The 23,518-nt window shown below is 67.2% G+C and carries 14 protein-coding genes and 1 pseudogene; 7 read left to right on the plus strand and 8 right to left on the minus strand.

Annotated features, from left to right (window positions below; all coding sequences use genetic code 11):
- Positions 1 to 83: 83 nt before the first annotated feature.
- Complete coding sequence (locus QM741_RS12940) at positions 84 to 368, minus strand: hypothetical protein (RefSeq protein WP_415208091.1); 285 nt, start codon at positions 366 to 368, stop codon at positions 84 to 86.
- 168 nt (positions 369 to 536) lie between these two features.
- Between QM741_RS12940 and QM741_RS12945 the strand changes: the two genes are divergently transcribed.
- Complete coding sequence (locus tag QM741_RS12945) at positions 537 to 2,576, plus strand: hypothetical protein (RefSeq protein ID WP_415208092.1); 2,040 nt, start codon at positions 537 to 539, stop codon at positions 2,574 to 2,576.
- Between the two features lie 17 nt (positions 2,577 to 2,593).
- Here the strand turns inward: QM741_RS12945 and QM741_RS12950 are convergent, their stop codons facing one another.
- Together QM741_RS12950 and QM741_RS12955 are read right to left on the minus strand one after the other, a co-directional pair.
- Positions 2,594 to 5,308: a protein kinase domain-containing protein gene (locus tag QM741_RS12950; protein WP_415208093.1), complete on the minus strand. Its 2,715-nt coding sequence runs from the start codon at positions 5,306 to 5,308 to the stop codon at positions 2,594 to 2,596.
- Between the two features lie 12 nt (positions 5,309 to 5,320).
- Positions 5,321 to 5,875 carry an ECF-type sigma factor gene (locus tag QM741_RS12955; RefSeq protein WP_415208094.1) on the minus strand — a complete coding sequence of 185 codons (555 nt, stop codon included), beginning with the start codon at positions 5,873 to 5,875 and terminating at the stop codon, positions 5,321 to 5,323.
- A 207-nt stretch (positions 5,876 to 6,082) separates the two neighbouring features.
- Between QM741_RS12955 and QM741_RS12960 the strand changes: the two genes are divergently transcribed.
- On the plus strand, positions 6,083 to 7,210 hold the full coding sequence (locus QM741_RS12960) for a hypothetical protein (RefSeq protein WP_415208095.1): 1,128 nt from the start codon (positions 6,083 to 6,085) through the stop codon (positions 7,208 to 7,210).
- A gap of 266 nt (positions 7,211 to 7,476) precedes the next feature.
- On the opposite strand, the gene QM741_RS12965 is transcribed toward QM741_RS12960, so the two are convergent.
- Both QM741_RS12965 and QM741_RS12970 read right to left on the minus strand, forming a co-directional pair.
- The gene (locus QM741_RS12965; protein WP_415208096.1) at positions 7,477 to 10,227 is read right to left on the minus strand and encodes a protein kinase domain-containing protein; all 2,751 of its coding nucleotides are present in this window, start codon (positions 10,225 to 10,227) and stop codon (positions 7,477 to 7,479) included.
- A gap of 66 nt (positions 10,228 to 10,293) precedes the next feature.
- Positions 10,294 to 10,839, minus strand: a complete 546-nt coding sequence (locus QM741_RS12970; RefSeq protein WP_415208097.1) for an ECF-type sigma factor — start codon at positions 10,837 to 10,839, stop codon at positions 10,294 to 10,296.
- Between the two features lie 136 nt (positions 10,840 to 10,975).
- Here QM741_RS12970 and QM741_RS12975 point away from each other — a divergent pair, with 136 nt between their 5' ends.
- Together QM741_RS12975 and QM741_RS12980 are read left to right on the plus strand one after the other, a co-directional pair.
- Complete coding sequence (locus tag QM741_RS12975) at positions 10,976 to 12,745, plus strand: hypothetical protein (protein WP_415208098.1); 1,770 nt, start codon at positions 10,976 to 10,978, stop codon at positions 12,743 to 12,745.
- Between the two features lie 213 nt (positions 12,746 to 12,958).
- Positions 12,959 to 16,822: a choice-of-anchor Q domain-containing protein gene (locus QM741_RS12980; RefSeq protein WP_415208099.1), complete on the plus strand. Its 3,864-nt coding sequence runs from the start codon at positions 12,959 to 12,961 to the stop codon at positions 16,820 to 16,822.
- 132 nt (positions 16,823 to 16,954) lie between these two features.
- Here the strand turns inward: QM741_RS12980 and QM741_RS12985 are convergent, their stop codons facing one another.
- Positions 16,955 to 18,049: a LysR family transcriptional regulator gene (locus tag QM741_RS12985; RefSeq protein ID WP_415208100.1), complete on the minus strand. Its 1,095-nt coding sequence runs from the start codon at positions 18,047 to 18,049 to the stop codon at positions 16,955 to 16,957.
- Positions 18,050 to 18,267: 218 nt separating this feature from the next.
- Here QM741_RS12985 and QM741_RS12990 point away from each other — a divergent pair, with 218 nt between their 5' ends.
- The 3 genes and pseudogenes from QM741_RS12990 to QM741_RS13000 form a co-directional block, all read left to right on the plus strand.
- Positions 18,268 to 18,762 (plus strand): winged helix-turn-helix domain-containing protein, encoded by a 495-nt coding sequence (locus QM741_RS12990; protein ID WP_415208101.1) that lies wholly within the window; start codon positions 18,268 to 18,270, stop codon positions 18,760 to 18,762.
- A gap of 31 nt (positions 18,763 to 18,793) precedes the next feature.
- Positions 18,794 to 21,838: a TonB-dependent receptor gene (locus QM741_RS12995; RefSeq protein WP_415208102.1), complete on the plus strand. Its 3,045-nt coding sequence runs from the start codon at positions 18,794 to 18,796 to the stop codon at positions 21,836 to 21,838.
- A 561-nt stretch (positions 21,839 to 22,399) separates the two neighbouring features.
- A pseudogene (locus QM741_RS13000) lies at positions 22,400 to 22,543 on the plus strand (hypothetical protein); the annotation flags it as partial.
- A 506-nt stretch (positions 22,544 to 23,049) separates the two neighbouring features.
- Here QM741_RS13000 and QM741_RS13005 read toward each other — a convergent pair.
- On the minus strand, positions 23,050 to 23,262 hold the full coding sequence (locus QM741_RS13005) for a hypothetical protein (protein WP_415208103.1): 213 nt from the start codon (positions 23,260 to 23,262) through the stop codon (positions 23,050 to 23,052).
- Between the two features lie 75 nt (positions 23,263 to 23,337).
- Positions 23,338 to 23,475: a hypothetical protein gene (locus tag QM741_RS13010; RefSeq protein WP_415208104.1), complete on the minus strand. Its 138-nt coding sequence runs from the start codon at positions 23,473 to 23,475 to the stop codon at positions 23,338 to 23,340.
- Positions 23,476 to 23,518 lie beyond the last annotated feature (43 nt).

The following is a 23,518-nucleotide window of genomic DNA, read 5'->3' on the forward strand; positions in this document are numbered from 1 at the left end:
GTGCGTCGTGGTGGGTGATCCCGTTCTCGAATTCATTTGCCGGATATGGGTTCGAACGCGTGCGCGAATTTCAAAGTGTGCCATCACGGCTCTCCGTCATTTCCCGCGGGCGAAACGAACCCGGTCGACCAGCGCCCGTAAAACGCGAGGTTGGTGACGATGCCGATCAGTGCGGTCAGCCATTGCGCGATCAGCGCGCACGCTGTTGCCAACAGGATCGCGATCGTCGAAACCAGCAACACGCGCCGGTCCAATTGCACCGACTTGCGCGGCACGCGCGCGACGGTCATCACGTCGCCGAGGCCGGGCGATACCGGCAACGGGTCGGTCGCGTTCGAGCGCGGGGGAGGGACGCAAGTGCCGGTCATGGCTGCTGCAATGCGGGATAAGCGATGCGGGATAAACCTCGCTGCGGCGACAGTAAATTCACGGACTCGGCCACGGCCCGAAAATGAACGCGTCCTTCGCGGCGCGGCATTTGCTAAATTGCACGGGCTTTGCGGTTCGCGGTAGGCGAGTCTATTTCCGGAGATGCCATGTTCGTTTGTCGTTTTTTGTCCGTCGCGCTGTCCGGTCTGCTGGCCGCAACCGCGTTGTCGCCGCGACCGGCGATCGCCGAGGCGTTGCAATTCCGTGTCGCCGAGGGCGATGTCGAGAACGCGTTCTATCAGGATGGACCCGTCGCCGCGCATCTGTTGCTGAGTTCGGGCCACAAGCCGCGCGTGCTTGCGGCATTCCCGGCAGGCAACAGCGGCGTCGGTATCTGGTTCGAGCCGACGACGGCGCCGGTGCAATGGCATCTCGAGAGCATGAAACCGCTGGATGCAAAGGATGCGCAAGGCCGGCCGTTGCACGGCATCGAGGCCGAGCTGACGCTGACCTCCGCCCAACCGCTGCGCATCAGGGACGCCGTGCTCGGCAGCGTGCGCGTGTTGCGCGATTACCAGCTCGGGCATGCGTACCCGCCGAAAACGGCGGCGCATGCGCGGCGCGAAGGCGATGCGCTGGTCTGGGCGCGCACGCGGCTCGACGGTGCGCCCGGTTACGAGATCGCGTTGTCGGTGGAGGAGGGCAGGTTGGCCGGCGGCAACGGCAGGTCGTGGACGCTGTCCGAAGCGGCGAGCGGCAAACCGCTGCATCTGCGCCTGCGCGCGCTGACCGGCGAGAAGCCGCTGACGCCGTTCGCAACCGACGCGCTGTTCACGCGCACTGCGGGCAGCGACGAGCGCAGCCGCAACGCGCTGCGTTTCTTGAGCTACGAAGAAAAATTCCTCGCGGGCTCGTGGCGCTTCGATACCTATTTCGGCCGCGATACGCTGATGTCGCTGCGCCTGCTGCTGCCGGCGTTGCAGCCGCAGGCGGTGGAAGACGGACTCGTCGCCGTGCTGAACCGCCTTTCGCCGGACGGGCAGGTGGCACATGAAGAAGACATCGGCGAGTTCGCCGTATTGCGCCATCGCAAAAAAAGAGACGGCAAGGGCGATGCGCCGATCTACGACTACAAGATGATCGACAGCGACGTCATGCTCGCTCCGGTCGCCGCGGCGTATCTGCTCGACAGCGCGCACGGCCCGGCCCGCGCCAGCGCGTTTCTCGCGCGCAAGCTCGATTCCGGCGAACCCGCGGGCGCCGCGCTGGCGCGCAACTTCGCGCTCGTGCTCGCGCAGGCGCGGCCGTTCGCGCGCGATCCGTCGGCGAAAAACCTCGTCGCGCTCAAGGCCGGCGAAAAAGTCGGCGAGTGGCGCGACAGCAAGACGGGTTTGGCCGGCGGGCGCATTCCCTACGACGTCAATGCGATCCTGATGCCGGCCGCGCTCGATGCGATCGCGCGTTTGCACAAGGCGGGATTGTTGGCGGAATTCAAGGAGGCGGCATCGGCCGCGGAACTGGCCACGGTCTGGTCGCGCAGCGCGCCGCCGTTGTTCCGTGTGAAGCTGCCCGCCGACGCCGCGCGCGCCGATGTGGCGAAATACGCGAAGGCGCAGGGCATCGACGCCGCCGCGGCGCTGGCCAGCCTGCCCGACAGCGGCGAGGTGGCGTTCAACGCGCTCTCGCTCGACGCGCGGGGCAGGCCGATTCCGGTGCTGAATTCGGACGACGGATTTTCATTGTTGTTCGGCTATCCCGATGCGGCGCAACTCGATGCGTCCCTCGCCGCGACTTTCCGCCCGTTCCCCGCAGGCCTGATGACCGGCGTGGGCATGGTGGTCGCCGATGCCGCCTATGCCGGCAGCGGTCTGCAGAAAACCCTCGGCCGCAACGCCTATCACGGCGCCGTGGTCTGGTCGTGGCAGCAGGCCTTGATGGCCGCCGGCCTCGCGCGTCAGCTCGAGCGCAGCGATCTGCCCGCAGCCACGCTGGCCGCCTTGAAAAAAGCGCAACATGAACTCTGGCAAGTGATCCGCGGCACACAAAAAATGAGCACGTCCGAACTGTGGTCGTGGAACTACACCGACGGCCGTTATGCCACGAGTCCGTTCGGACAAGGCAAGAACGACGCCGACGAATCCAACGCCGCGCAACTCTGGAGCACGGTGTATCTCGCCATTCCCGATCCGGTCGACCCGGCGCGTTGAAGCAGGGCCGCGGAGAGTCAGCGTGCGGCCAGCGCTTTCAACTCGGTCAAGGTATCCTCGCTCGCCGAATCCGCCTCGGTCCGCAACGCCAGTGCCGCCTGCGCCGCGTCGGCCGCCTCGTCGAGACGATGGGCGCGGGCCAGCAGCCTCGCTTTCAACGCCAGCATGTCGAAATGGCCCGGCGCGCCCGCGAACGAGGCGGCGTACTGCCGTTCGGCCTCGATGACCTCGCTCAGCGCTTCCGCATCGCGCTCCATCCCGGATAACGCCTTGGCGCGCCAATAGCGCACCTGCAGATCGGTCTGGAGCATGCCGCCCTTGACCGACTTGTCGATCGCGAGCACGCGGTCCGCCGAGGCGATGGCGGCTTCGTACTTGCCTTCCTGCACCTGCACGACGACGAGGTAGTACAAGACGAACGCATAATTCGGACTGCTCTCGCCGCTGATTCTGCGCTGCAGATCGAGCGCCTCACGCAAATCCTTCTCGGCTTCGGCGTATCGCTTCAGGCTGGCGTAGGTGCGTGCGCGGAAGCCGAGCATGCGCGGGCAAGCGTTGTCGAGCACACCGGCCCGACGGCAGGTCTCGACGCCCTGCGTGTACCATGCCGCGGCGTCCGCGTAGCGGTGTTCGCCGCCATAGAGCCTGCCCATGGCCGCCACGGCGTAGAGCGTGCGCGGATCGTCGTCGCCGAACACCGTCCGGCGCATGTCGAGCCCGCGGCGCAGCCAGGGTTCCGCCTCGGCGTAGCGGCCCTGGGCAACGAGGAAGCTTCCGTAGATGCCGACTTGCCACGCGGTCGAGGCGTTGGGCTTGTCGAAAAACCGGTCGCCGTAGGCGATGGCTTCCTTGTAGGCGGTCTCCGCACGCGCAATGTCGCCGCTCGCTTCGGCGCCGATCGCGATCGCGCCATACAAGTCGACGATCGACTGGCTCGCAGGTTCGCCCTGGCTGCGCCAGAGCGACAGCGCGGCATCCGCCCGCTCGAAACCTTGCGCGAAACGATGCGCGTTGAGCAGCGCGTTCGCTTCCCTGATCGAGAGGTCGAGCAGCATATCGGGCTGCCGCTTGGCCTCGAGCATTGCGTGCGTGCGATGCAGGAGTTCGATCCCTTCTTCTTCCTTGCCGGAACTGATCAGCGAGGACGCCAGAGTGGTCAGCCCTTCGAGGCCCACCGCGTCGCGCCGCGTCAGAAGCCGGTCGCGCAGCGGGCCGAGCAGGGCGATCACGGCTTTCGGATCCTGGCTCTTGTCGTCGATCAGGTTGGCGCGTTGCACGCGCTCCGCGTACCACTGCTCGGCGCCGTTGCCGTAGAGCCGGTCGATGATCGGCTTGGCGCGATCGAGCAGGCGCAGGGCTTCGTCGTACGCGCCGACGCTGCGCGCGACTTTCGCCAGGGTCAGCAGCATGTCGACGCGCAGCGCATCGGGCAGGTCGGAGCGAGCCATGAGTTGCGCGGAAGCCTGATCGACGATGTCCTGCGTCGAGGGCCGTTTGTCCTTCGGCAGATCGGCGCCGGCCGCGCGGAATACCGAAACCAGAAAATCGCGCACCGCGCCGGCGCGTTGCGCCTCGCGATCGGCGAGATGCGTCTGCCGCAGCGCCAGCGCGAGCGTCGCGATCATCGCGAGCACGAGTATCGTGCCGGCCGCGACGCCGCGGCGGTGACGCTGGACGAACTTGCCGAAACGGTAGCGCCGCGTCGGCGGATGCGCGCGTATCGGCCGGCCGTCGAGATGGCGTTCGATGTCTTCGGCCAGCGCTTCGGCGGAAACGTAGCGTTGTTCCGGATCGTCGAACAAGGCCTTGCCGGCGATGCGATCCAGGTCGCCGCGCAGCGCGCGCGCGCGTCCGGGATCATCCGCCGTCGCGCTCGGCGGCGGCAGGCGTTCGCCGTCGCGCGGTGCCTTCATCGTGCCGCCGCTGAGCAGTTCGTACAGCACGCAGCCGAGGCCGTAGATGTCGGTCGCGGTCGTGACGCGGCCACCGCGGCGCTGCTCCGGCGCGGCGTAGGCCGGCGTGAAGGCCTGCGTCGCGGTGCGGTCGTCGAGCGTCGGATCGAGCAGCTTGCCGATGCCGAAATCGAGCAGGACGGGAGTGCCGTCCTCGCGCATGAGGATGTTGGCCGGCTTGATGTCGCGATGCACGATCAGGTGCTGGTGCGCGTGATGGACTGCCCGGCACACCTGGGCGAACAGATGCAGGCGCGCGGCGAGGTCGAGATCGTGGCGCGCGCAATACGCCAGCAGCGGCTCGCCGTCGACGTACTCCATCGCCAGGTACGGTTCGTGGGAATCCGTCTCGCCGGCGTCGAACAGGCGCGCGATGTTCGGATGATTGAGTTCCGCCAGCAGCGCGCGCTCGCGCGCCAGCCGTTCGCGCGCCGCTGCCGTGGGCATGCCGCGTATCAGTTTGAGCGCGACGCGCTGCGGCGTATCGCCGAGCAGGCGCTCGGCGAGCAGCACCGTGCCCATGCCGCCGCTGCCCAGTTCGCGCAGGATGCGGTACGGCCCCATCCGTTGCCCGACCTGCGGCGTTGCGACGGCAGTCCGCCACAGCGCATTCTGCAACACGGCGTCGTCGTTGTCGTGGCGCTGGAGCAGGGTCTCGACTTCCTCGCGCAGGCGCGCGTCGCTCTCGTTGTCGCGCAGGAACTGCGTTCGCTGCGCCGGCGGTCGTTCCAGCGCGGCGTGGAACAGCCACTCGATGCGCGCGAACCAGGACGAGTCCACGTTCGCCGCCTCTCAGGACTCGATCCGCGCGCGCAGCCATGCGCGCGCGAAGCGCAGGTCGCGCTCGACGGTCGGCAGCGAAACCCCGAGCATCTGCGCGGTCTCTTCCTGGCTCAGTCCGAGCAGAAACACCATTTCGACGACGCGGCTCTTGCGCGCGTCGAGCGACTCCAGTTCGACGAGGGCGGTTTCGATGCCGAGCCACGTATCCGGCCCGCAGGTAGGCAGATCGGCGGCGGCGCTGATTCCAACGGTCAGCGCGTCCCCGCCGCGCTTGCCGGCGTGTTCGCGGCGAGCCGCGTCGATCAGCACCTGGCGTACCGCGAGCGCGAGCGTGCGGAAAAAATGCGTGCGGTCGACGAAGTCGAGCGGGTGCTGCAACAAGCGCAGATACGCTTCGTGCGCGAGTTCGGTCGTCTGCAGCGCGCCGGCTCCGCGATTGTCGCGCAGCATGCGCGACGCCATCGAACGCAGGTCGGCGTAAACCAGCTCGGCCAACGCGTGCGGCGCCCGCTGGTCGCCGGAACGCCAGGCCGCGAGCAACGAAGCCACGCTGTCGGTGCTCATCGCCGCAACCGACCCGGATCCGGTTTTTTTTCGATCGCGTGATGGGTTGCCGCGCCGTATTGCGTAGTTATCAAACGAGAGCGGCGTGGCGCCCGCTCGATCGAGAACATCCATCCGCTGGAACAAGCCGCAAGCGTGGGCGTACCAGCGACGGCCGTGTCACCGAGTCGCTTTCCTGTTTTCCAACACCTGAAAGGAGCCAGCCCCATGAAATTCCGTCGATCCCAACTCGTTTTGGCCCTCGCGGCCGGTTTGTGCCTCAGCGCGGGCGCCCTCGCGCAAAATACTACCGCATCGGCACCGGTGACGTCCGGCTCCGCCCGGCCGGCATCGGCGAGCAAGTACAAGCTCAACGCCGCCCAGCTCGCCGAAGCGCAGGCGCGCGTGCAACTGGCCAACACGATCGCGCAGAACGTCGCCGCCGACGCCAAGGCCAAGAGCCTCGGCGACGACTGGCGCACCAACCTGCTCGGCACGCTCTACAACACGCCGAGCAGCGCGCTGAGCGGCATGAGCACCTCGATCTCCACACTGGATCAGGCGCTGTCCCAAGCCAACGCGGCACAGCAACAGGCCGCCGCGGCCAAGGTGTCCGCCAGCACTTCTGCCGCGGGCCATGCGTCCAGCGCCGAGGACACCACCGAGGCCCTGGGCAGCAGCAGCTACGACCTCGTCTTCACCCCGATGACGCCGTGCCGCTGGATCGACACGCGCGTGACCGGTGGCGCGATCGGTTCGACCGCTCGCGTATACGATACCTACTATGGCGGCGGCACCTATGGCGGCAGTTCGTCATGCGTCCTGCCGGGCGCCGGAGAGCCCGCCATCGCCGTCAACGTCACCATCGCCAGCCCCACCGCGGCCGGCTTTCTCACCGTGCGCTCGTACGGCAGCACCGGCATTACCAGTTGGGTGAACTGGTATCAGTTCGGCGCCAACGTGCAGGCGGCGAACGCGGGCGTCATCTCCACGGCGGTGAACAGCTCCACCAGCCACTACGATTTCGAAGTGCTCACCGGCGGCGGCGGCACGGCCCAGGTGATCCTCGACTATTTCGGCTATTTCTCCGCCGCGCCGGCCACGGCGTTGAATTGCACGACGGGAACACAGCAAAACTATTCTGTCGCGGCCAATTTCAGTGGCTATCACTTCATTGATACGACCTGCCCGTCCGGCTACACGGCGGTCGCCACGTTTTGCTGGAACGAGAACAATGCCAACATCGTTTCCAACGGATCGGGCCTCATCGCCTTTCCATGGTGCGGTTGGAGAAATCTGTCGACTACTACGGCGTATGAGGTCCATGAGAACGTGAGCTGCTGCCAGGTACCGTAACCGCGATTGCGGTTGCACGAGCGACAAGGCAAGGCGCCGGCATGGCCGGTGCTTTTTTACGTGTGGCGGGAATGACGTAACAAGTAGTGCGCAATAAGCGCAGCGCATTGCGCCGCTTGATTGGCAGCATCCGATCAGGCCCGAAGGGCGAGAGCGCAACGCGCGTCGAGTGGGGATCCGGCGTTGTGACAATGCCCGGCGCAATGCGCTGCGCTTATTGCGCCCTACAAGGCAAGGCACGGGCATGACCGGCAAAAAGCCGCCTGTCAGCGCTGCGATGGTGCGGGCGGCGCGGCATGGCCGGCTGCGGCGATGCGCTGCATTTCCGCGATCTGGTCGGGATGTCTGGCATCGTTCGCGGCATCGTAATCGACCGCGGCCTGCGCCGCGTCGGCCGCTTCGCGGGAACGTCCCGCGGCGGCGAGCGCGCGCGCCTTCAGGGCGAGCATGTTGAAGCGCTGCACGCCTTTCGGCGCGGCGGCGGCGTACTTCGGTTCGATGTCGATCATTTCGTTCGACGCCTCGTCGACACGCCGGAGCGCGAACAGCGCGGACGCGCGCCAGTAGCGCGTGGTCAACTCCGATTGCAGCATCGCTCCCTTGACCTGTTTGTCGATCGCGAGCACGCGGTCCGCCGAGGCGATGGCGGCTTCGTACTTGCCGCCCTGCGCCTGCGCGACGACGAGCATGTCGAGGATGAAGGCGTAGGCCGGGCTCGCATCGCCCGTGCGTTTCTTCTGCAACTCGAGCGCCTCGCGCAGATCGCGTTCGGCGTCGTCGAAGCGCGCCAGGCCGCTCCATGCGCGCGCCCGGAACGCGAGCAGGCGCGGGCAGACGTTGTCGTCGATCGCGGCCTTGCGGCAGGTGTCCACGCCTTGTCCGAACCATTGCGCGGCCTCGGCGAACTTGCGCTCGCCGAGATAAAGCTTGCCCATGCCGGCGACGCCGTAGAGCGTGCGCGGATCGGCGTCGCCGAAGACCGCGCGGCGCATCTCGAGTCCGCGCCGCGCCCAGGGCTCGGCTTCGGCAAGGCGGCCTTGCGCGATCAGGAACGTTCCGTACATGCCGACGTTCCACGCGCTCGCCGCGTTGGGCTTGTCGAAGAACTGGTCGGCGTAGGCGATCGCGTCTTTGTACGCCGCCTCCGCGCGCGCCATGTCGCCGACGGCTTCCGCGCCGATCGCGATGGATTGATACAACGCGATAATGCCCTGGCTCGGCGGTGCGCCGAGCTTGCGCCACAGCGCGAGCGCGGCATCGGCCGCGTCGATGCCGTCGCGGAAGCGGTGCGCGTCGATCAGGCCGCCGCTTTCGCGGATCGCCGCGTCGAGCAGTTTTTCGGGATGCTTGGCCGCATCGTGCGAGGCGAGTTCGCGCGCGCGGTGCAGCAGCGCGAGGCCATCCTCTTCCTTGCCCGCATGGCTGAGCGCGGTGCCGAGAACGATGAGACCGTCGATGCCGATGCCGTCGTCGCGTTCGATCAACTTGTCGCGCAGCGGATCGAGCACGGCCAAGGCGTCGGCATTGCGGTTCGCATCGACGAGGCTGCCCGCGCGCAGGATTCGCGCGTTCCACCACGGCGCATCGGCGGGGCCGTACAGGCGCGCGAGCGCGGGCGCAGCGGCGTCGAGCAGGGCGAGGCCCTGCGCGGTCGCGCCGACGCTGCGCGCGACTTTCGCCAGGGTCAGCAGCAGGTCGACGCGCAGGGCGTCGGAAAGATCGCTGCGACCGGGCAGTTGCCGCGCCGCCCGGTCGACGATGTCCTGCGTGGTCGGGCGCTTGTCGAGCGGCAGGTCCGCGCCGGCCGATTCGAACAGGGAGACCACGAAGTCGCGCACCGCGTCGGCGCGCGCGGCCTGCTGGCGGGCGAGGTGCGCCTGCCACGTCGCCACGGCCAATGCGGCGAACACGGCCAGCGTGAGCAGGGCGGTCGCGGTCACGCCGCCGCGGTGGCGGCGGATGAATTTTCCGGCGCGGTACCAGCGCGTCGGCGCATGCGCGGCGACGGGGCGGCCGCGCAGGTGGTTTTCGACGTCCTCGGCCAGCGCCTCGGCCGAGACGTAGCGGCGTTCGGGTTCGACGTCCAGCGCCTTCATCGCGATGTTGTCGAGGTCGCCGCGCAGCAGGCGCGCGCGCGCCGGATCGCGCGCGGCCGCGCTCGGGCGCGTCACGCGGTCGTCCACGCGCGTTTCGCCGAGCGAACGTCCGCTGACGAGCTCGTGCAGCACGCCGCCGAGGCCGTAGACGTCGGTCGCGGTGGTCACGCGCCCGCCGCTGCGCTGCTCGGGCGCGGCGTAGGCGGGCGTGAACGCCCGCGTCCCGCCGTGTTCGTCGGCGCCGGGATCGATGAGCTTGCCGATGCCGAAGTCGAGCAGCACGGGCGTGCCGTCCTCGCGCACGAGGATGTTCGCCGGCTTGATGTCGCGATGCACGATCAGGCGTTGATGCGCGTGCTGCGCGGCGCGGCACAGCTGCACGAACAAGCGCAGGCGCGCGGGAAGATCGAGCGCGCGTTCGTCGCAGTACGCCAGCAGCGGCGCGCCCTCGACGTATTCCATCGCCAGGTACGGCGTGCGATCGCTCGTTTCGCCCGCGTCGAGCAGACGCGCGATGTTCGGATGATTGAGTTCGGCGAGCAGCGCGCGTTCGCGCGCGAGGCGCTCGCGCGAGGCGACGGTCGGAATGCCGCGGATCAATTTGAGCGCGACCTTCTGCGGCGTGTCGCCGAGCAGGCGCTCGGCGAGAAACACGGCGCCCATGCCGCCGGCGCCGAGTTCGCCGAGGATGCGATACGGGCCGACCTGCGTCTGCGCCGGCGCGGGCAGCGCCGTCACCGCATCGAGCGCGTCATCGAGGAACCCCGGGTCCTGCGCGTGCCGGGCCAGCAGCCGCTCGACCTCGGCGACGATCTGCGTGTCGTGCTCCTGCGTGGTCAGGAAATCGCGCCGCTCCTGCGGCGGTTTTTCCAGCGCGGCATGGAACAGCGTTTCGATGCGCGAGAAGCGTGAACTGTCCAAGGGAACCTCGCAAGCCTGTCGAATCCTGGATACGCAGAACCGCGCGCTCAGCCATCACGGAAGCTTTCATCCCAAGCGTTCGCGCAGCCATGCGCGCGCGAAGCGCAGGTCGCGTTCGACCGTGGGCACCGAAATGCCGAGGGTCCGCGCGATTTCATCCTGCGCAAGGCCCAGCAGCAGCGACATTTCGACGACGCGGCATTTGCGCGCGTCGAGCGCTTCCAGTTCGCCCAGCGCGCGTTCGATCGCGAACCATTCCTCAGGCCCGGCGACGGCGATGTCGGCGGCGGCGTCGAGGCTGACTTCGCTGCGGCCGCCGCCGCGCTTTTCCGCGAAATCGTGGCGCAACGCATCGACCAGTACCTGGCGCAAAGCCAGCGCGACGGTGCGGAAAAAATGCACGCGGTCGACCGCATCGAGCGGCTTCTGCAGCAGGCGCAGGCAGGCTTCGTGCGCGAGTTCGGTGGTCTGCAACGGCCGCGCGCCGCCGGCGAGGCGCCGCGACGCCATCGCGTGCAGGTCGGCGTAGACCAGGTCGGCGAGCGCGCGCGGCGCGGTCTCGTCGCCCGCGCGCCAGGCTTCGAGCAGGTCGGTGACGTTGTCCGCGCGCATCGCGTGATGGCTCCCCGCCCTCGATTGCGTAACTGGAAAACGGACGCAATGCGCCTTGTGCGATTGCGTTCGCGGCCGCCGTCCCCCCGGCGCTGCGCACGAGTCTACCCGAACCCGCCGCAACGAGGACACCGCGATGCCGATGCACGCAACGAAAACTTCGATACCGCAAGCAACGGCGACAGGCGCACGAATCCGGCCGGCGTGGCGGAAAAACCCGTGCCTGTCGCTGCTGCGCGCGCTGACCGGGTTGCTGATGCTGCTGGCCGCCACGCCGCTGTTCGCGAAGGCGGATCCGCTCGTCGTCATGTCGATCGCGCCGGCGGCGACGCCGCAAATCTACGGCGTGCAGCCGACGTTCTACGTGCGCATCTACGCGGCGAGCAATGCCGACCCCGTGCCCACCGGCACGTTCTCGATCGCCTTCCTCGACGACGACGCCCACTACCACTACGCCTGCCTGCACAGCCCCATCGACACGAACCAGGCGGTACAGACCTGCACCTACGCCGACGGCTACCGGCCGCCGGTATACAGCTATCACTACGTCGTCCTCTACTCGGGCGATTCCAACTACAACGGCGACGACCACACCGAGTGGACGAGCGTGGACTACCCGGTCATCCCCGCCTCGCCGACAGTGGCCATGAGCGACATCCCGCCGGTGTTCGTCGGACAATATTTCGTCGCGCTGGGCCTGTCGTTTTCGCAGGGCTATGCGCCGACCGGGACGGTGAGCCTCGAACCCGTCGGCAGCGGCAACGATTACTGCGCTTCGACACTTTCCGGCTTCGGCTACACGCCGTGCATTTCCAGCGAGAAAATGGGCAATGCCGGCGTGTTCACGCTGCGCCTGAACTACACGGGCGATGCGAACCACAACCCCTACACCAACGACAATGCGGGAACGCTGACGGTCTTCCCGGCGCCGACCGCGCTGAGCGTCACGCTCGGCACCGACTCGGGCTCGATTGCGCTCGGCAACTCCGTGGACGTTCTGGTCTCGGTCGCTTCGCTGATCGATGCGAATGCGAGGACTTCCGGCACGATCACCGTCAGCGACGGCGAGGTTTCCTGCAGCTTCGCGGTGTACTCGCCCTACCCCGGCCAGAACAGCGGCTACTGCCCGCTCACGCCGGTCAGCGCCGGCACGCGCACGATCACGGCGAAATTCGTCAACGCCGCGACCGACCCCGACTTCGCCGCGAGCGAAGCCAGCGCGACGCTCGTCGTCGACGCGGTGGGAACCGACGGCGTCTGCGGCAGCGACGACGGCAAGGTGCTCGCTGCGGCGCCGACGAACCTGTGCAGCGCCGGCACCGCGAGCGCCGTGACCGGCAGCGGGCATCCGTGGAACTGGTCGTGCACGGGCAGCGACGGCGGCGCCACTGCCAGTTGCTCGGCCAACATCCAGACCTGGGGCGTCACCACGCAGATCACCGGCGGCGGCCAGGCCGATCCGGCGCAACAACTGGTCGACGTCGGCAAGACCGCGTCGCTGACCCTGATACCCGACCCGGGCTATGCGATCGCGAGCGCCACCGGCTGCGGCGGCAGCCTCAGTGGAAATGTATACACGACGGCGGCCGTGACCGCGGACTGCGTCGTCGCCATCACGTTCTCCGCTGCGGCGGTCAACGGAACCTGCGGCAGCGACAACGGCCAGACGCTGATCTCGACGCCGACCCACCTGTGCAGCGCCGGCCTCGCCAGCGCGGTCGTCGGCAGCGGCCCGTGGACCTGGACCTGCGCCGGCATCAACGACGGCAGCACGGCGAGTTGTTCGGCGCAGAAAGCGACGACGGCGACGGCGCAAGTCGCCTCGGCGCCCGCGCTCGGCTTGCGCGCCCTCGCGCTGCTCGCCGCGCTGCTCGTGTTGGCGGGCAAGCGCCGGCGCCGGCGCTAGATCATGTTCGATGCAAGTGCTCGCAACGAAAAGCGCCCCCTTCCGCCACGCGGGGCACCTTCCCCCGCGCCTCGCGGGGGAAGGATAAGAAACGGTCCCGCTGCGCGCAGGGGAAGGTGGCGGCAGCCGGAAGGGGGCGCTCTTGCGTCGATGATCGAACGAACGATCGGAAAAAAGATTCCACCCAGTAAAACCTCAGCTTCGAGAAAATCCATGCGCCGCCCGACATCCACGCTGCTCACCTTCCTCCTGCTGCTCGTCGCCGCGCCGTCGGCGCACGCCGTCAGCACCTTGTGTTTCGTCAATGGCGGCGCGACCGGCGCGAACGACGGCACGTCGTGGGCGAACGCCTATACCGAACTCGAATACGCCTTGAACGACGGCGGCTGCGGCGTGGTCTGGATCGCCAAAGGCGTGTACAAGCCGGTCGTCCCGGCCGACCTCAACGCCGTCACCGACGGCGAGCGCCAGATCGGCTTCCGCGTGCGACCGGGCATGCAGGTGTACGGCGGCTTCGCCGGCAGCGAGAGCGTCGTCTACGACCCGGCCACCGACCCGAACCGCGCCGCGAACATCGCGGCCAACCGCAGCGTGCTCTCGGGCGACATCGACGGCAACGACGCGGTCGACGCCAACGGCATCGATACCGACACGACCAAGATCGCCGGCAGCAACAGCTATCACGTCGTCGTGATCGACGGCACCACCGCGGCCGGCACGGCGACGGCATCGACGATGATCGACGGCGTCACGATCAGCGGCGGCGACGCCGACGGCAGCAGCGATCCGCTCGATCTCGCCGGCGGCCTCTACTGCATGGGCGCGGGCGCCGGCCACGAATGCAGCCCGACGCTGACCCACGTCAGCTTCATCGGCAACTACGCCAGCTACTACGGCGGCGCGCTCTACGACGATGGCGAAAGCGGCGGCGTCAGCAGCCCCTCGCTGGCCGCCGTCACCTTCGACCACAACCGCGCCGACATCTCCGGCGGCGCGATGTGGAACAACAGCGCCGGCAACAATTCGCCCGGTACCACCAGCCCGACGCTCGTCAACGTCACCTTCAGCAGCAACTTCGGCGGCGGCTACGCCGGCGCGATGTTCAACTACGGCGGCGACGGCGTCTGCAATCCCGCGCTCACGAACGTCACCTTCAACGGCAACGGCGCCGGCGACTACGCCGGCGCGATCTACAATTTCGGCGGGTGTCACCTCACGCTGAGCAATTCCATCCTCTGGGGCGACGCGAGCGGGTTGGCCTATCCGGAGATCCGCAACTATTCGACCGCGACCGCGACGTTCGACCACAGCATTCTGCAAGCGTCGCACGGCAGCGGCGCGGGCTGGGACGCGACGCTCGGCAGCGACGGTGGCGGCAATCTCGACGCCGACCCGAAACTCGGCCCGATCGCCGACAACGGCGGCGCCGCGCCGACCTTGCTGCCCGGCAGCGGCAGCGCCGCGATCGACGCCGGCAGTTGCGCCGCGGCCGACGACGAGCGCGGCATCGTACGTCCGCAGGGCACGGCCTGCGACATCGGCGCGGTCGAAGTCGTGCAGGCCGGCAGCCGTGCGCGCTGCTACGTCTGGGCTTCCGCCAGCGGCCGAAACGACGGCACGTCCTGGGCCGATGCGTACACCGATCTGCAGTTCGCGCTGCGCAACCTGAGCTGCGCGAGCGTCTGGGTCGCCAAAGGCGTGTACAAACCCGTCGTTCCTGCCGACGCGAACAACGTCACCGGCGCGGAGCGTTCGGTTTACTTCGTCGTTCCGCCCGGCATGAAGGTTTACGGCGGATTCGCCGGCAACGAGGCGTCCGGCTACGATCCGACGACCGACGCCGATCGCGCCGCGAACGTCGCGGCCCATCCCACCGTGCTCTCGGGCGACATCGACGGCAACGACAGTGTCGACGCCGACGGCATCGATGCCGATACCACGGCGATCGCCGGCAGCAACAGCCTGCACGTCGTCGTCATCGACGGGACGACCGCGGCAGGCACCGTCACCGCATCGACCGTGCTCGACGGCTTCACCGTCAGCGGCGGCAACGCCGACGCGGATGCCGACCAATACCCACTCGATTTCGCCGGCGGCCTGTACTGCAATGGCGCGGGCGCCGGCCACGAATGCAGTCCCTCGCTGAGCCATCTCGTGTTCAGCGGCAACCACGCCGCATTCGGCGGCGCGATCTACAACAACGGCGACGACGGCGGCGCCAGCAACCCGTCCCTGACCGATGTCGCACTGCGCAACAACACCGCGAAAGAAGGCGGCGCGATCTTCGACGACGGCAGCAGCAGCGGCGCCAGCAGCCCGACCCTGACCAATGTGACTCTCAGCGGCAACAGCGCCAAATACGGCGGCGCGATCGTCAACGACGGCAACGACGGCGGCGTCAGCAGCCCGGCCCTGACCAACGTCACGTTCAGCGGCAACAGCGCCGATCAAAGCGGCGGCGCGATCTACGACTCCGGCATCAGCAACGGCACCAGCAGCCCGATCTTGACCAACGTCACGTTCAGCGGCAACAGCGCCGGCAACTACGGCGGCGCGATCTTCAACGCGGGCGAGTTGGGCAGCCACGTCGGCCCGACGCTGACCAACGCGATCCTGTGGGGCGACACCGCCTCGGTGGCAGCGCCGGAAATCTACAACGCGCAGGCCACGCCGACGATCGGCCACAGCATCGTGCAGGGCTCGCACGGCAGCGGCGTGAACTGGGACGCGACGCTCGGCAGCGACGGCGGCGGCAATATCGACTACGACCCCAAGCTCGGCGCGCTCGCCGACAACGGCGGTTTCACCCAGACCCTGTTGCCGGCCAACGCCAGTCTGGTCATCGACGCCGGCGACGATGTCGCCTGCCCCGGCACCGATCAGCGCGGCATCGTTCGTCCCCAGGGCGTGCATTGCGACATCGGCGCCGTGGAGATCGTCAGCCACACGGTGGGCGGCAGCGTATCGGGCTTGGTGGGCACGGGGCTCTTCATCGGTTTCAACAACTACGAGCAAGCCGTGTCCGTCAACGCCAACGGCGGCTTCACGTTCCCGACGTCGGTTGCGGATGGCGAAAGCTACACCATCGTCGTGAACGCGCAACCGACGTCGCCGTCGCAGACGTGCACGGTCACGAACGGCGCCAGCGGCACGGTGTCCGGCGCGAACGTGACGAACATCGTGGTGGAATGCGCGACCGTCAATTCGTATGCTATCGCCACGACTTCCAATCCGGCCGGCGCCGGCACGGTGACCTGCACCCCGAATCCGGTGACATCGGGCGGCGACAGCACCTGCACCGCGACGGCCAATGCCGACTTCGCCTTCGACGCCTTCAGCGGCGACTGCAGCGGCGCGAGCTGCACGCTGAGCGATGTCACCGCGAACAAGTCCGTCGTCGCGAATTTCCATTCGACGCTCGAGCGGACCGGCACGATCAGCGTGCGCGGCATCGCCAACGGCGACACCACGCCGAGTGCGGCCGACGGCACCGACTTCGGCTCGACGCCGGTCGGCATTCCGGTCACGCACGCTTTCACGATCGACAACACCTTCGCGGACGAATCGAGCCTGCCGCCCGGCGCGCAGACGCAGGCCCGCGGCCGTGCCGCGCCGCAGGCAGACGGCGACCTGATCGTCAGCTCGATCACGAGCAGCAATCCCGCGTTCACGGTCTCGGGCGGCACGGGCACGATCCCGGCGCACGCGAGCGCGTCGTTCAACGTGCGCTTCGATGCGAGCGCCGTCGGCGCCCAGACCGCGACGATCACGATCGCGAGCGACGACGGGCTTGCGCCGACCTACACGTTCGTCATCACCGCGACCGCGACTGCGGCCGTGACGCCGGGCGGCGTCACGCCCGCGCCGACGTTGTCGCAAGGGATGCTCGCCTTGCTCGGCGCGCTTCTGTGCGCGATCGCGCTGGCATGCAGGCCGGACCGGAATCACGCGCGCGTCAGCAACGAATCGCCCTCTGCTTCAGCAGATTTCGAATCGCGCGCGCATGTCGCGATCACGATTCGCGCGCACGATGCCCTCGTGTTGTGCATGCTGGCGGGCAGCAGCGCGGGTGCATGAGCGGGGCCCGGCATGCTCTGACCGGGCAGGACAATGCGTGGGCGCTCGCCGCGCTGGCGCAGGGACGGGCCGCGATGCTCGTGTTGCCGCGGTCGGTGCAACGAATGCCCGATTGAACCGCAGTTGCGGACCTCATGAAGAAGAATTTTTCGCCGCGAAGGACGCAAAAAATGCAAAGAAGACTTGAGCGGATTTTTTGCGCCTTGTGCGTTCTTCGCGGCGAAACTGCGCTTGGCTGTTCATGGAATTCAAGCGCGGATGCCTGCGCCTGCGGTTTGTGCGTTCGATTCGCCGAAAGACCGCAGGGCCGTTCACTTCGTCGCGCTTTCTCCGGGCAGCGGCATCTTCCTCAGAATCCGCGATCAGCTCGTTCACGATCGGCGAGCGGCGTCCGCGGGCAAGTACCGCGCGGCAGGCGAGCAGCGGCAGCGGCGGATGCGCGACGATTTCCGCGAGGCTGCGCTCGGCGAACTCACGGGTAACCGTGTACGCAGGCAAGAGTCCGACCGCAGTCCCTCCCACCGCGCCGATGCCCCGCTTCACCGCTTCGATCGTGCCCAGCGCCTGGATGCGCGGCAGCGCAAGCCCGGCGGCGTCGAAATAGTGCCGCAGCAGATCGTGGAAATTTCCCGCGGCGTCGCTCATGTAAAAATCGCATCGGCCGAGTTGATCCGGCGTGGCGCCGTGCCGCAGCAGCGGATGCGACGGCGATGCGCAGATCGTCAGACGCGCTCGCGCCAGCACGCAGTCGTCCGCTGATCCCGTGTCCGCCTCCACCAGCACGCCGAGATCGCTCTTGCCCTGCGCGACGCTTTCGCGAATCTCGCTGCAGGTGGCGGTGATGACTTCGATGCGCGTCTTGCGCCAGCGCCGGCGCAGAGTCGCCAGACACGCCGGCAACACGTAGGTGCTGATCGACTCGACGGCGGCAACGACGAGCGTGGCGCGGATGTCGCCCGAAAGCCTGGCCAATTCGTCGACCATCTCGTTCGTCGTGGCCAGCGTACGCCGCGCGTAGCCGAGCAGGGTTTCGCCCGCCGCAGTCAACGTCGAACCCTTGGACGTCTTGCGGAATACCGGCGTCCCCAAGGCGCGTTCCAGCGCGCTCAACGTTTCGGACACCGTCGACTGCGAGATGCCGAGCGCCCGCGCCGCGCGCGAATGCGCGCCCGTCTCGACCACCGTGACGAACACGCGAAGATGCCGTAGCTCCAGTTCTGCCTTCATGACCTTCCCCATCGGTACGACCGATCGCCGATATCGGCGTTTTGGAGCAGCCCGGACCCACGCCTAGGCTGCCGTCGCGATCGCTACCCCAGAGCAATCCGTGTGAGACGCCAGCAAGCCGACACCCGCGCGAATTCTGCCTCGACGATCGCCGATGTGCAAAAGGGACGAGCGTCGCACGAGGAAACAAAAATTTATCCACAACGAGGGCGGACAGGATGAACGGCGATTCGGGAACATTCCCGGCAGCACAAACGACGATACCGGGCCGGCAATTGTTCGAGGAACTGCGGCTTCGGCCCGGCCTGCGTTTGCAGATCGGCGATCACCTCGTCGACGTCGGCGCGCTTCGCATCGCGACCCGGCAGGGAACCGCGAGGCTCATCGCCAAGGACATGACCCTGCTGATCGAGCTGGTTCGTCATCGCGGCGAGACGATGTCGCACGCGCATTTGCTGCGGCAGGTGTGGGGGAAGGACGGTGAATCGCACCACATCTCGATCCGCGTCGCGATCGCCAAACTGCGAAGAGCGCTCGGCGACGCCCGCAGCGCGCCGCGCTACATCGAAACGATTCCCTGCGTGGGATACCGCCTGATCGCGCCGGTGATGTTTCTGCCTGCGGACGATCCGCCTCGTTTCCCGTCGATTCGCAAGCCCCGACTGCCGGGGCCCGCCATTGCTGCGGGCCTTTCTGCTGGCGCAGGTGCGTAAGCGCCACCTGCTTTTTTTGTCCCGAGAAACCATGGAGACGATCCAGATGAAGAAACACCACGCAATCCGCACACTCAAGCGAACCTCGTTCGCGCTCGCCCTCGGCGCGGCGCTGGCCTGCGGCACGGCTCACGCCCAGTCGACCACGGGCACGGTCTACGGCACCGTGCCGAGCGGCGCGGGCCATACGGTCGTGTTGTCGAACAACGGCGGGTTCCGCCGCGAGGTGGCCGTGGACGCCAACGGCCGCTTCAACATCGATGCGCCGATCGGCAACTACGACATCACCTATCGCGACAACGGCAAGGATGTGGAAACGCGCAAGGACGTGCTGCTGCTCGCCAGTTCGGGTACCCAGGTCGTGTTCGTCGCGCAGGCGGAAACACAGACCCTGGAAGGGTTGACCGTCACCGCCAGCGCGACGCCGGCCATCGACGTCAGCTCGGTCGATTCGCGCTCGGTGTTCACCTCGGTGGAACTGGCCAAGCTGCCCGTGGCGCGCAGCGCGGAAGCGGTCGCTTTGCTCGCTCCCGGCACGACCCAGGGCAGTTCGTACTTCACCGGCCCGACCGGCACGCGCCTGGTCTCGTTCGGCGGTTCGAGCGTGACCGAGAACGCCTACTACATCAACGGCTTCAACACCACCGATCCGCTCAGCGGCTTCGGCGGCATCACCCTGCCGTACGGCGCGATCGCGCAGGAAGAAGTCATTCTCGGCGGCTACGGCCCCGAGTATGGACGCTCGGATGGCGGCGTACTCAGCATGAACGGCAAGCGCGGCTCGAACGACTGGCATTTCGGCGGCCAGGTGAACTGGGCGCCGAAAGACGGCCGCGCCGAGTATGCCGACTGGTACTACCCGCACAACACCAGTTCGCGCGACGGCAAAATCTACCAGGCGCGTTCGCTGAGCGATTCCTGGAACCTCGTCCAGGATGCTTATGTGAGCGGACCGATCGTTCCCGACAAACTGTTCTTCTTCGTCGGCGCCGAGCACAACCGCACCTCGGGCAATTCGGTCGGCAGCATCGCCTCGCCCTACGACACCACTTATACCTACCACGATCCGAGCCTGTACGCGAAGCTCGACTGGCATATCACCGACAACCACATCCTCGAGTACACGCGCGTCACCAGCAAGGACAAATACGAAGCGGCGGACTACAACTTCGACTATGCCACGCGCACGACGGGCGATTTCAACGACTACCCGGAATGGCACGACACGGCGGCGACGGTCGACATCCTCAAGTACACGGGTTACATCACCGACAACCTGACCGTCTCCTCGCTCTGGGGCAAGCAGAAGATCAAATACGGCACCAGCCTGCCCGCGTACGCCGGTTACGATCCGAGCGCGGTGGCCATCAGCGGCGCATCGAGCCAGAACCCTGCCATCACCGGCGGCCAAGCCTGGTCCGGCTCCAATCCGGTCCTCAACGTCGACGATCCGCTGCATCGTTCCTACAACTCGAACTGGCGCATCGACCTGAGCTACAAGCTCGGCGACCACACGTTGTCGGCCGGTGTCGACAACCAGAAGTCGTACGACATCCACGACGGGCAGTCCATGTCGGGACCCGGCTACGCCTGGGAATACGCCACGAACGATCCGGCAACGGCGATCATCGAAAACCCGTTCGTCGATGCGCCCGGCAATTATCCGGGCGGCGAGACCGGCTATTACGTGGACAAATACATCTTCGTCACCGCCGCCTCGATCAAGGTGCGCCAGCGCGCCCAGTACCTCCAGGACAGTTGGCAGGTCAGCGATCGCTGGCTGGTGAAACTCGGCGTGCGCAACGACCAGTTCACCAACTACAACCCGGCGGGTGCCGCCTACCTGAACCTGAGCAGCCCGCAATGGGCGCCGCGCCTGGGCTTAAGTTGGGACGTGAACGGCGATTCCAGCCTCAAGGTCTACGGCAATGCCGGCCGCTACTATCTCGCCATGCCGGCCTCGGTGGCCTTGCGCGGCGCGGCCGGTTCGATCTACACGCGCCAGTATTACACCTACACGGGCATCGATTCGGCCACGGGCGTGCCGACCGGGCTGACCCCGATCAACACCGTCAAGGGCCTCGAAGCGCCGATTTCGGCCAACAACGAATACGGCCAGCCGCCCGACCCGAACACGGTGGCCGCGGCGAACATCAAATCGGAGAATCAGGACGAATACGTGCTCGGCTTCGAGCAGCAGTTGAGCAGCGACTGGGCCTTCGGCGTCAAGGGCATCTACCGCCGCCTCAATACCGGGCTGGACGACATCTGCGACCAGGACACGATCTACGCCAAGGCCGTCGCCGCCGGCTACACGGGTGACGAAGGCGATTTGAACGGCTGTTACCTGTCCAACCCCGGCAAGACCAACGTCTACCGCGTATCGGACGGCAAGGGCGGCTACATCATGGTGCCGGTCACCGCCGCCGACTTCGGCATGCCGAAGATGAAGCGCAACTACTACGCGGCGATGTTCAACCTCACCCATCCGTTCGACGGCACCTGGGCGGCCAGCATCGACTACGTCTATTCGCGCAGCTACGGCAACAGCGAGGGTCAGGTGCGCTCGGATCTCGGCCAGGCCGACGTCGCCGCGACGGTGGACTGGGACTTCGGCCAATTCGAGAGCTTCGCCAACGGGTATCTGGCCAACGACCGCAAACACCAGTTGAAAGTGTTCGGCATGTACCAGCTCACGCCGGAATGGATGGTATCCGGCACCGTGGAGATCGCATCGGGCAAACCCAAGAGTTGCCTGGGCTATTACGGCCCGGACCAGGAAATCCCTTACTACGGTTCCTACTACCACTGGTGCGACGGCGTACCTTCGCGTCCGGGCGATGCGGGGCGCAATCCGTGGACGCACGTGCTCAACCTCAATGCAGAATACCGGCCGGAATTCGCCGATCACAAGCTGGCTTTCAACGTGGCCGTGTTCAACGTGCTCAACGAGCAGAACATCACCCAGACGTCTGCCATCTACCAGCAAGCGGGCCACGTCGCCACCAGCTACGGTCGGCCGGTCAGCATGACCGCGCCGCGCTACGTGCGCCTGGGCGTGAACTACGACTTCTGATCCCCGACATCCGACGTCGTTCGGGCCGCTGGAAAACCAGCGGCCTTTTTTCGCGCGCGATTCCTGCGCTGCGCGAAGGTGCCGCAGCCCGGGTTCTTCCTTCGCATTTCCCCATCGGCAAAGCCGATCGCAGCCATCGGCATTTTGGAGCGACTTCCTCGCGCGACTAGGCTGCCGCCACGATCGCTCGTCGGCCTCGTTCGAGATTCCGAATCGGGAATCGTCGACGCGCAAACGGGCGATCGCCGGGCACGGGGGAAAGCAGGCCATCAACGGCAACGGATGGAACAGATGATCAACGACATCGACGCAGGACAAACATCGCACGCGCGCATACCACGACACCACGGGCGGCGGGCAATGCTCGTGGCCGGACTCGCCTTGGGCGTGACGCTGGCCTGGTTCGCCCTCGCCGATTCGCCGACACCGATCATCACCACCGTCGCGGGCACGGCGGACCTCGGCACAGGCGGCCCGGCCACCCATGCCCGTGTCCACACACCCTACGGCGTGGCGGCCGATGCGAACGGCAACGTCTACATCGCCAGCACGACCGACCACATGGTTCGCAAGGTCGATGCCGGCGGTACGATCACGGCCGTCGCAGGTACCGGCAGCGCCGGGTATTCGGGCGATGGGGGTGCCGCGAACACGGCGCAACTGAACAACCCGGACGCCGTGGCCATCGACAATGCCGGCAACCTGTACATCGCCGATTGCTCGAACCATCGAATCCGCAAGGTGGATGGCTCGGGCATCATCACCACGATCGCCGGCAACGGCCAGGACGGCGTGCCGCGCGAAGCGTTTCCGGTCATCGACGAGGCGCTCGGCTGCGCCACCAGCATGGCCTTCGACAAAACCGGCAACCTGCTGTTGATTCTCGGCCCGAACTCCAACAAGGTCCACAAGATCGATACCGCCGGCATCATCCACACGTTCGCCGGCACCGGCGAGATCGGCTACAGCGGCGACGTCGGCGGAGCGCTCAACGCCAAGCTGAATTTCCCCGACAGCATTACCGTCGACGACAAGGGAAACGTCTACATCGCCGACGCGGGCAACGGCGTGATACGCAAGGTGAATACCGGCGGCTTCATCCAGACCGTCGTCGGCATCGGCGGCGTGTACGGCGGCTCGGGCGACGGCGGCCTCGCCTCCCAGGCGCTGCTGGCCAGGCCGTGCGCCCTGTTCTTCGACGGCGATTCGCTCTACATCGCCGATGCCACAAACGACAATGTGCGCAAGGTGACTCGCGAGGGAGCCGCCGGTGGCCTCGGCCACATCAACGCCTTCGCCGGCAGCGGAACGCGCGGATACGGCGGCGACGGCGGCCCGGCCGTCGCCGCGCAACTGAACATCGCGCCGTTCGGGTTCACCTGCGGCGTGGCGTCCAGTGGCGGCAACGTGTATGTCGCCGACATCGACAACAACCGCGTGCGCAAGATCGACGCCGACGGCGTCATCACCACGCTCGCCGGCACCGGAACGCCGCTGGGCTACTCCGGCGACGGCGGCGCGGCGACCGCCGCGGAAGTGAACGGCGCGAGCGGCGTGGTCAGCGACGGCAACGGCAACCTGTACATCGCCGACGCCGGCAACGGCCGCATACGCCGGATCGATACGAACGGCGTCATTTCGACGTTCGCGGATTCTGGGGCCGCCCGCGCTGGGCTTTTT

The organism is Rudaea sp. (assembly GCF_047601565.1).
GTDB lineage: Bacteria > Pseudomonadota > Gammaproteobacteria > Xanthomonadales > Rhodanobacteraceae > Rudaea.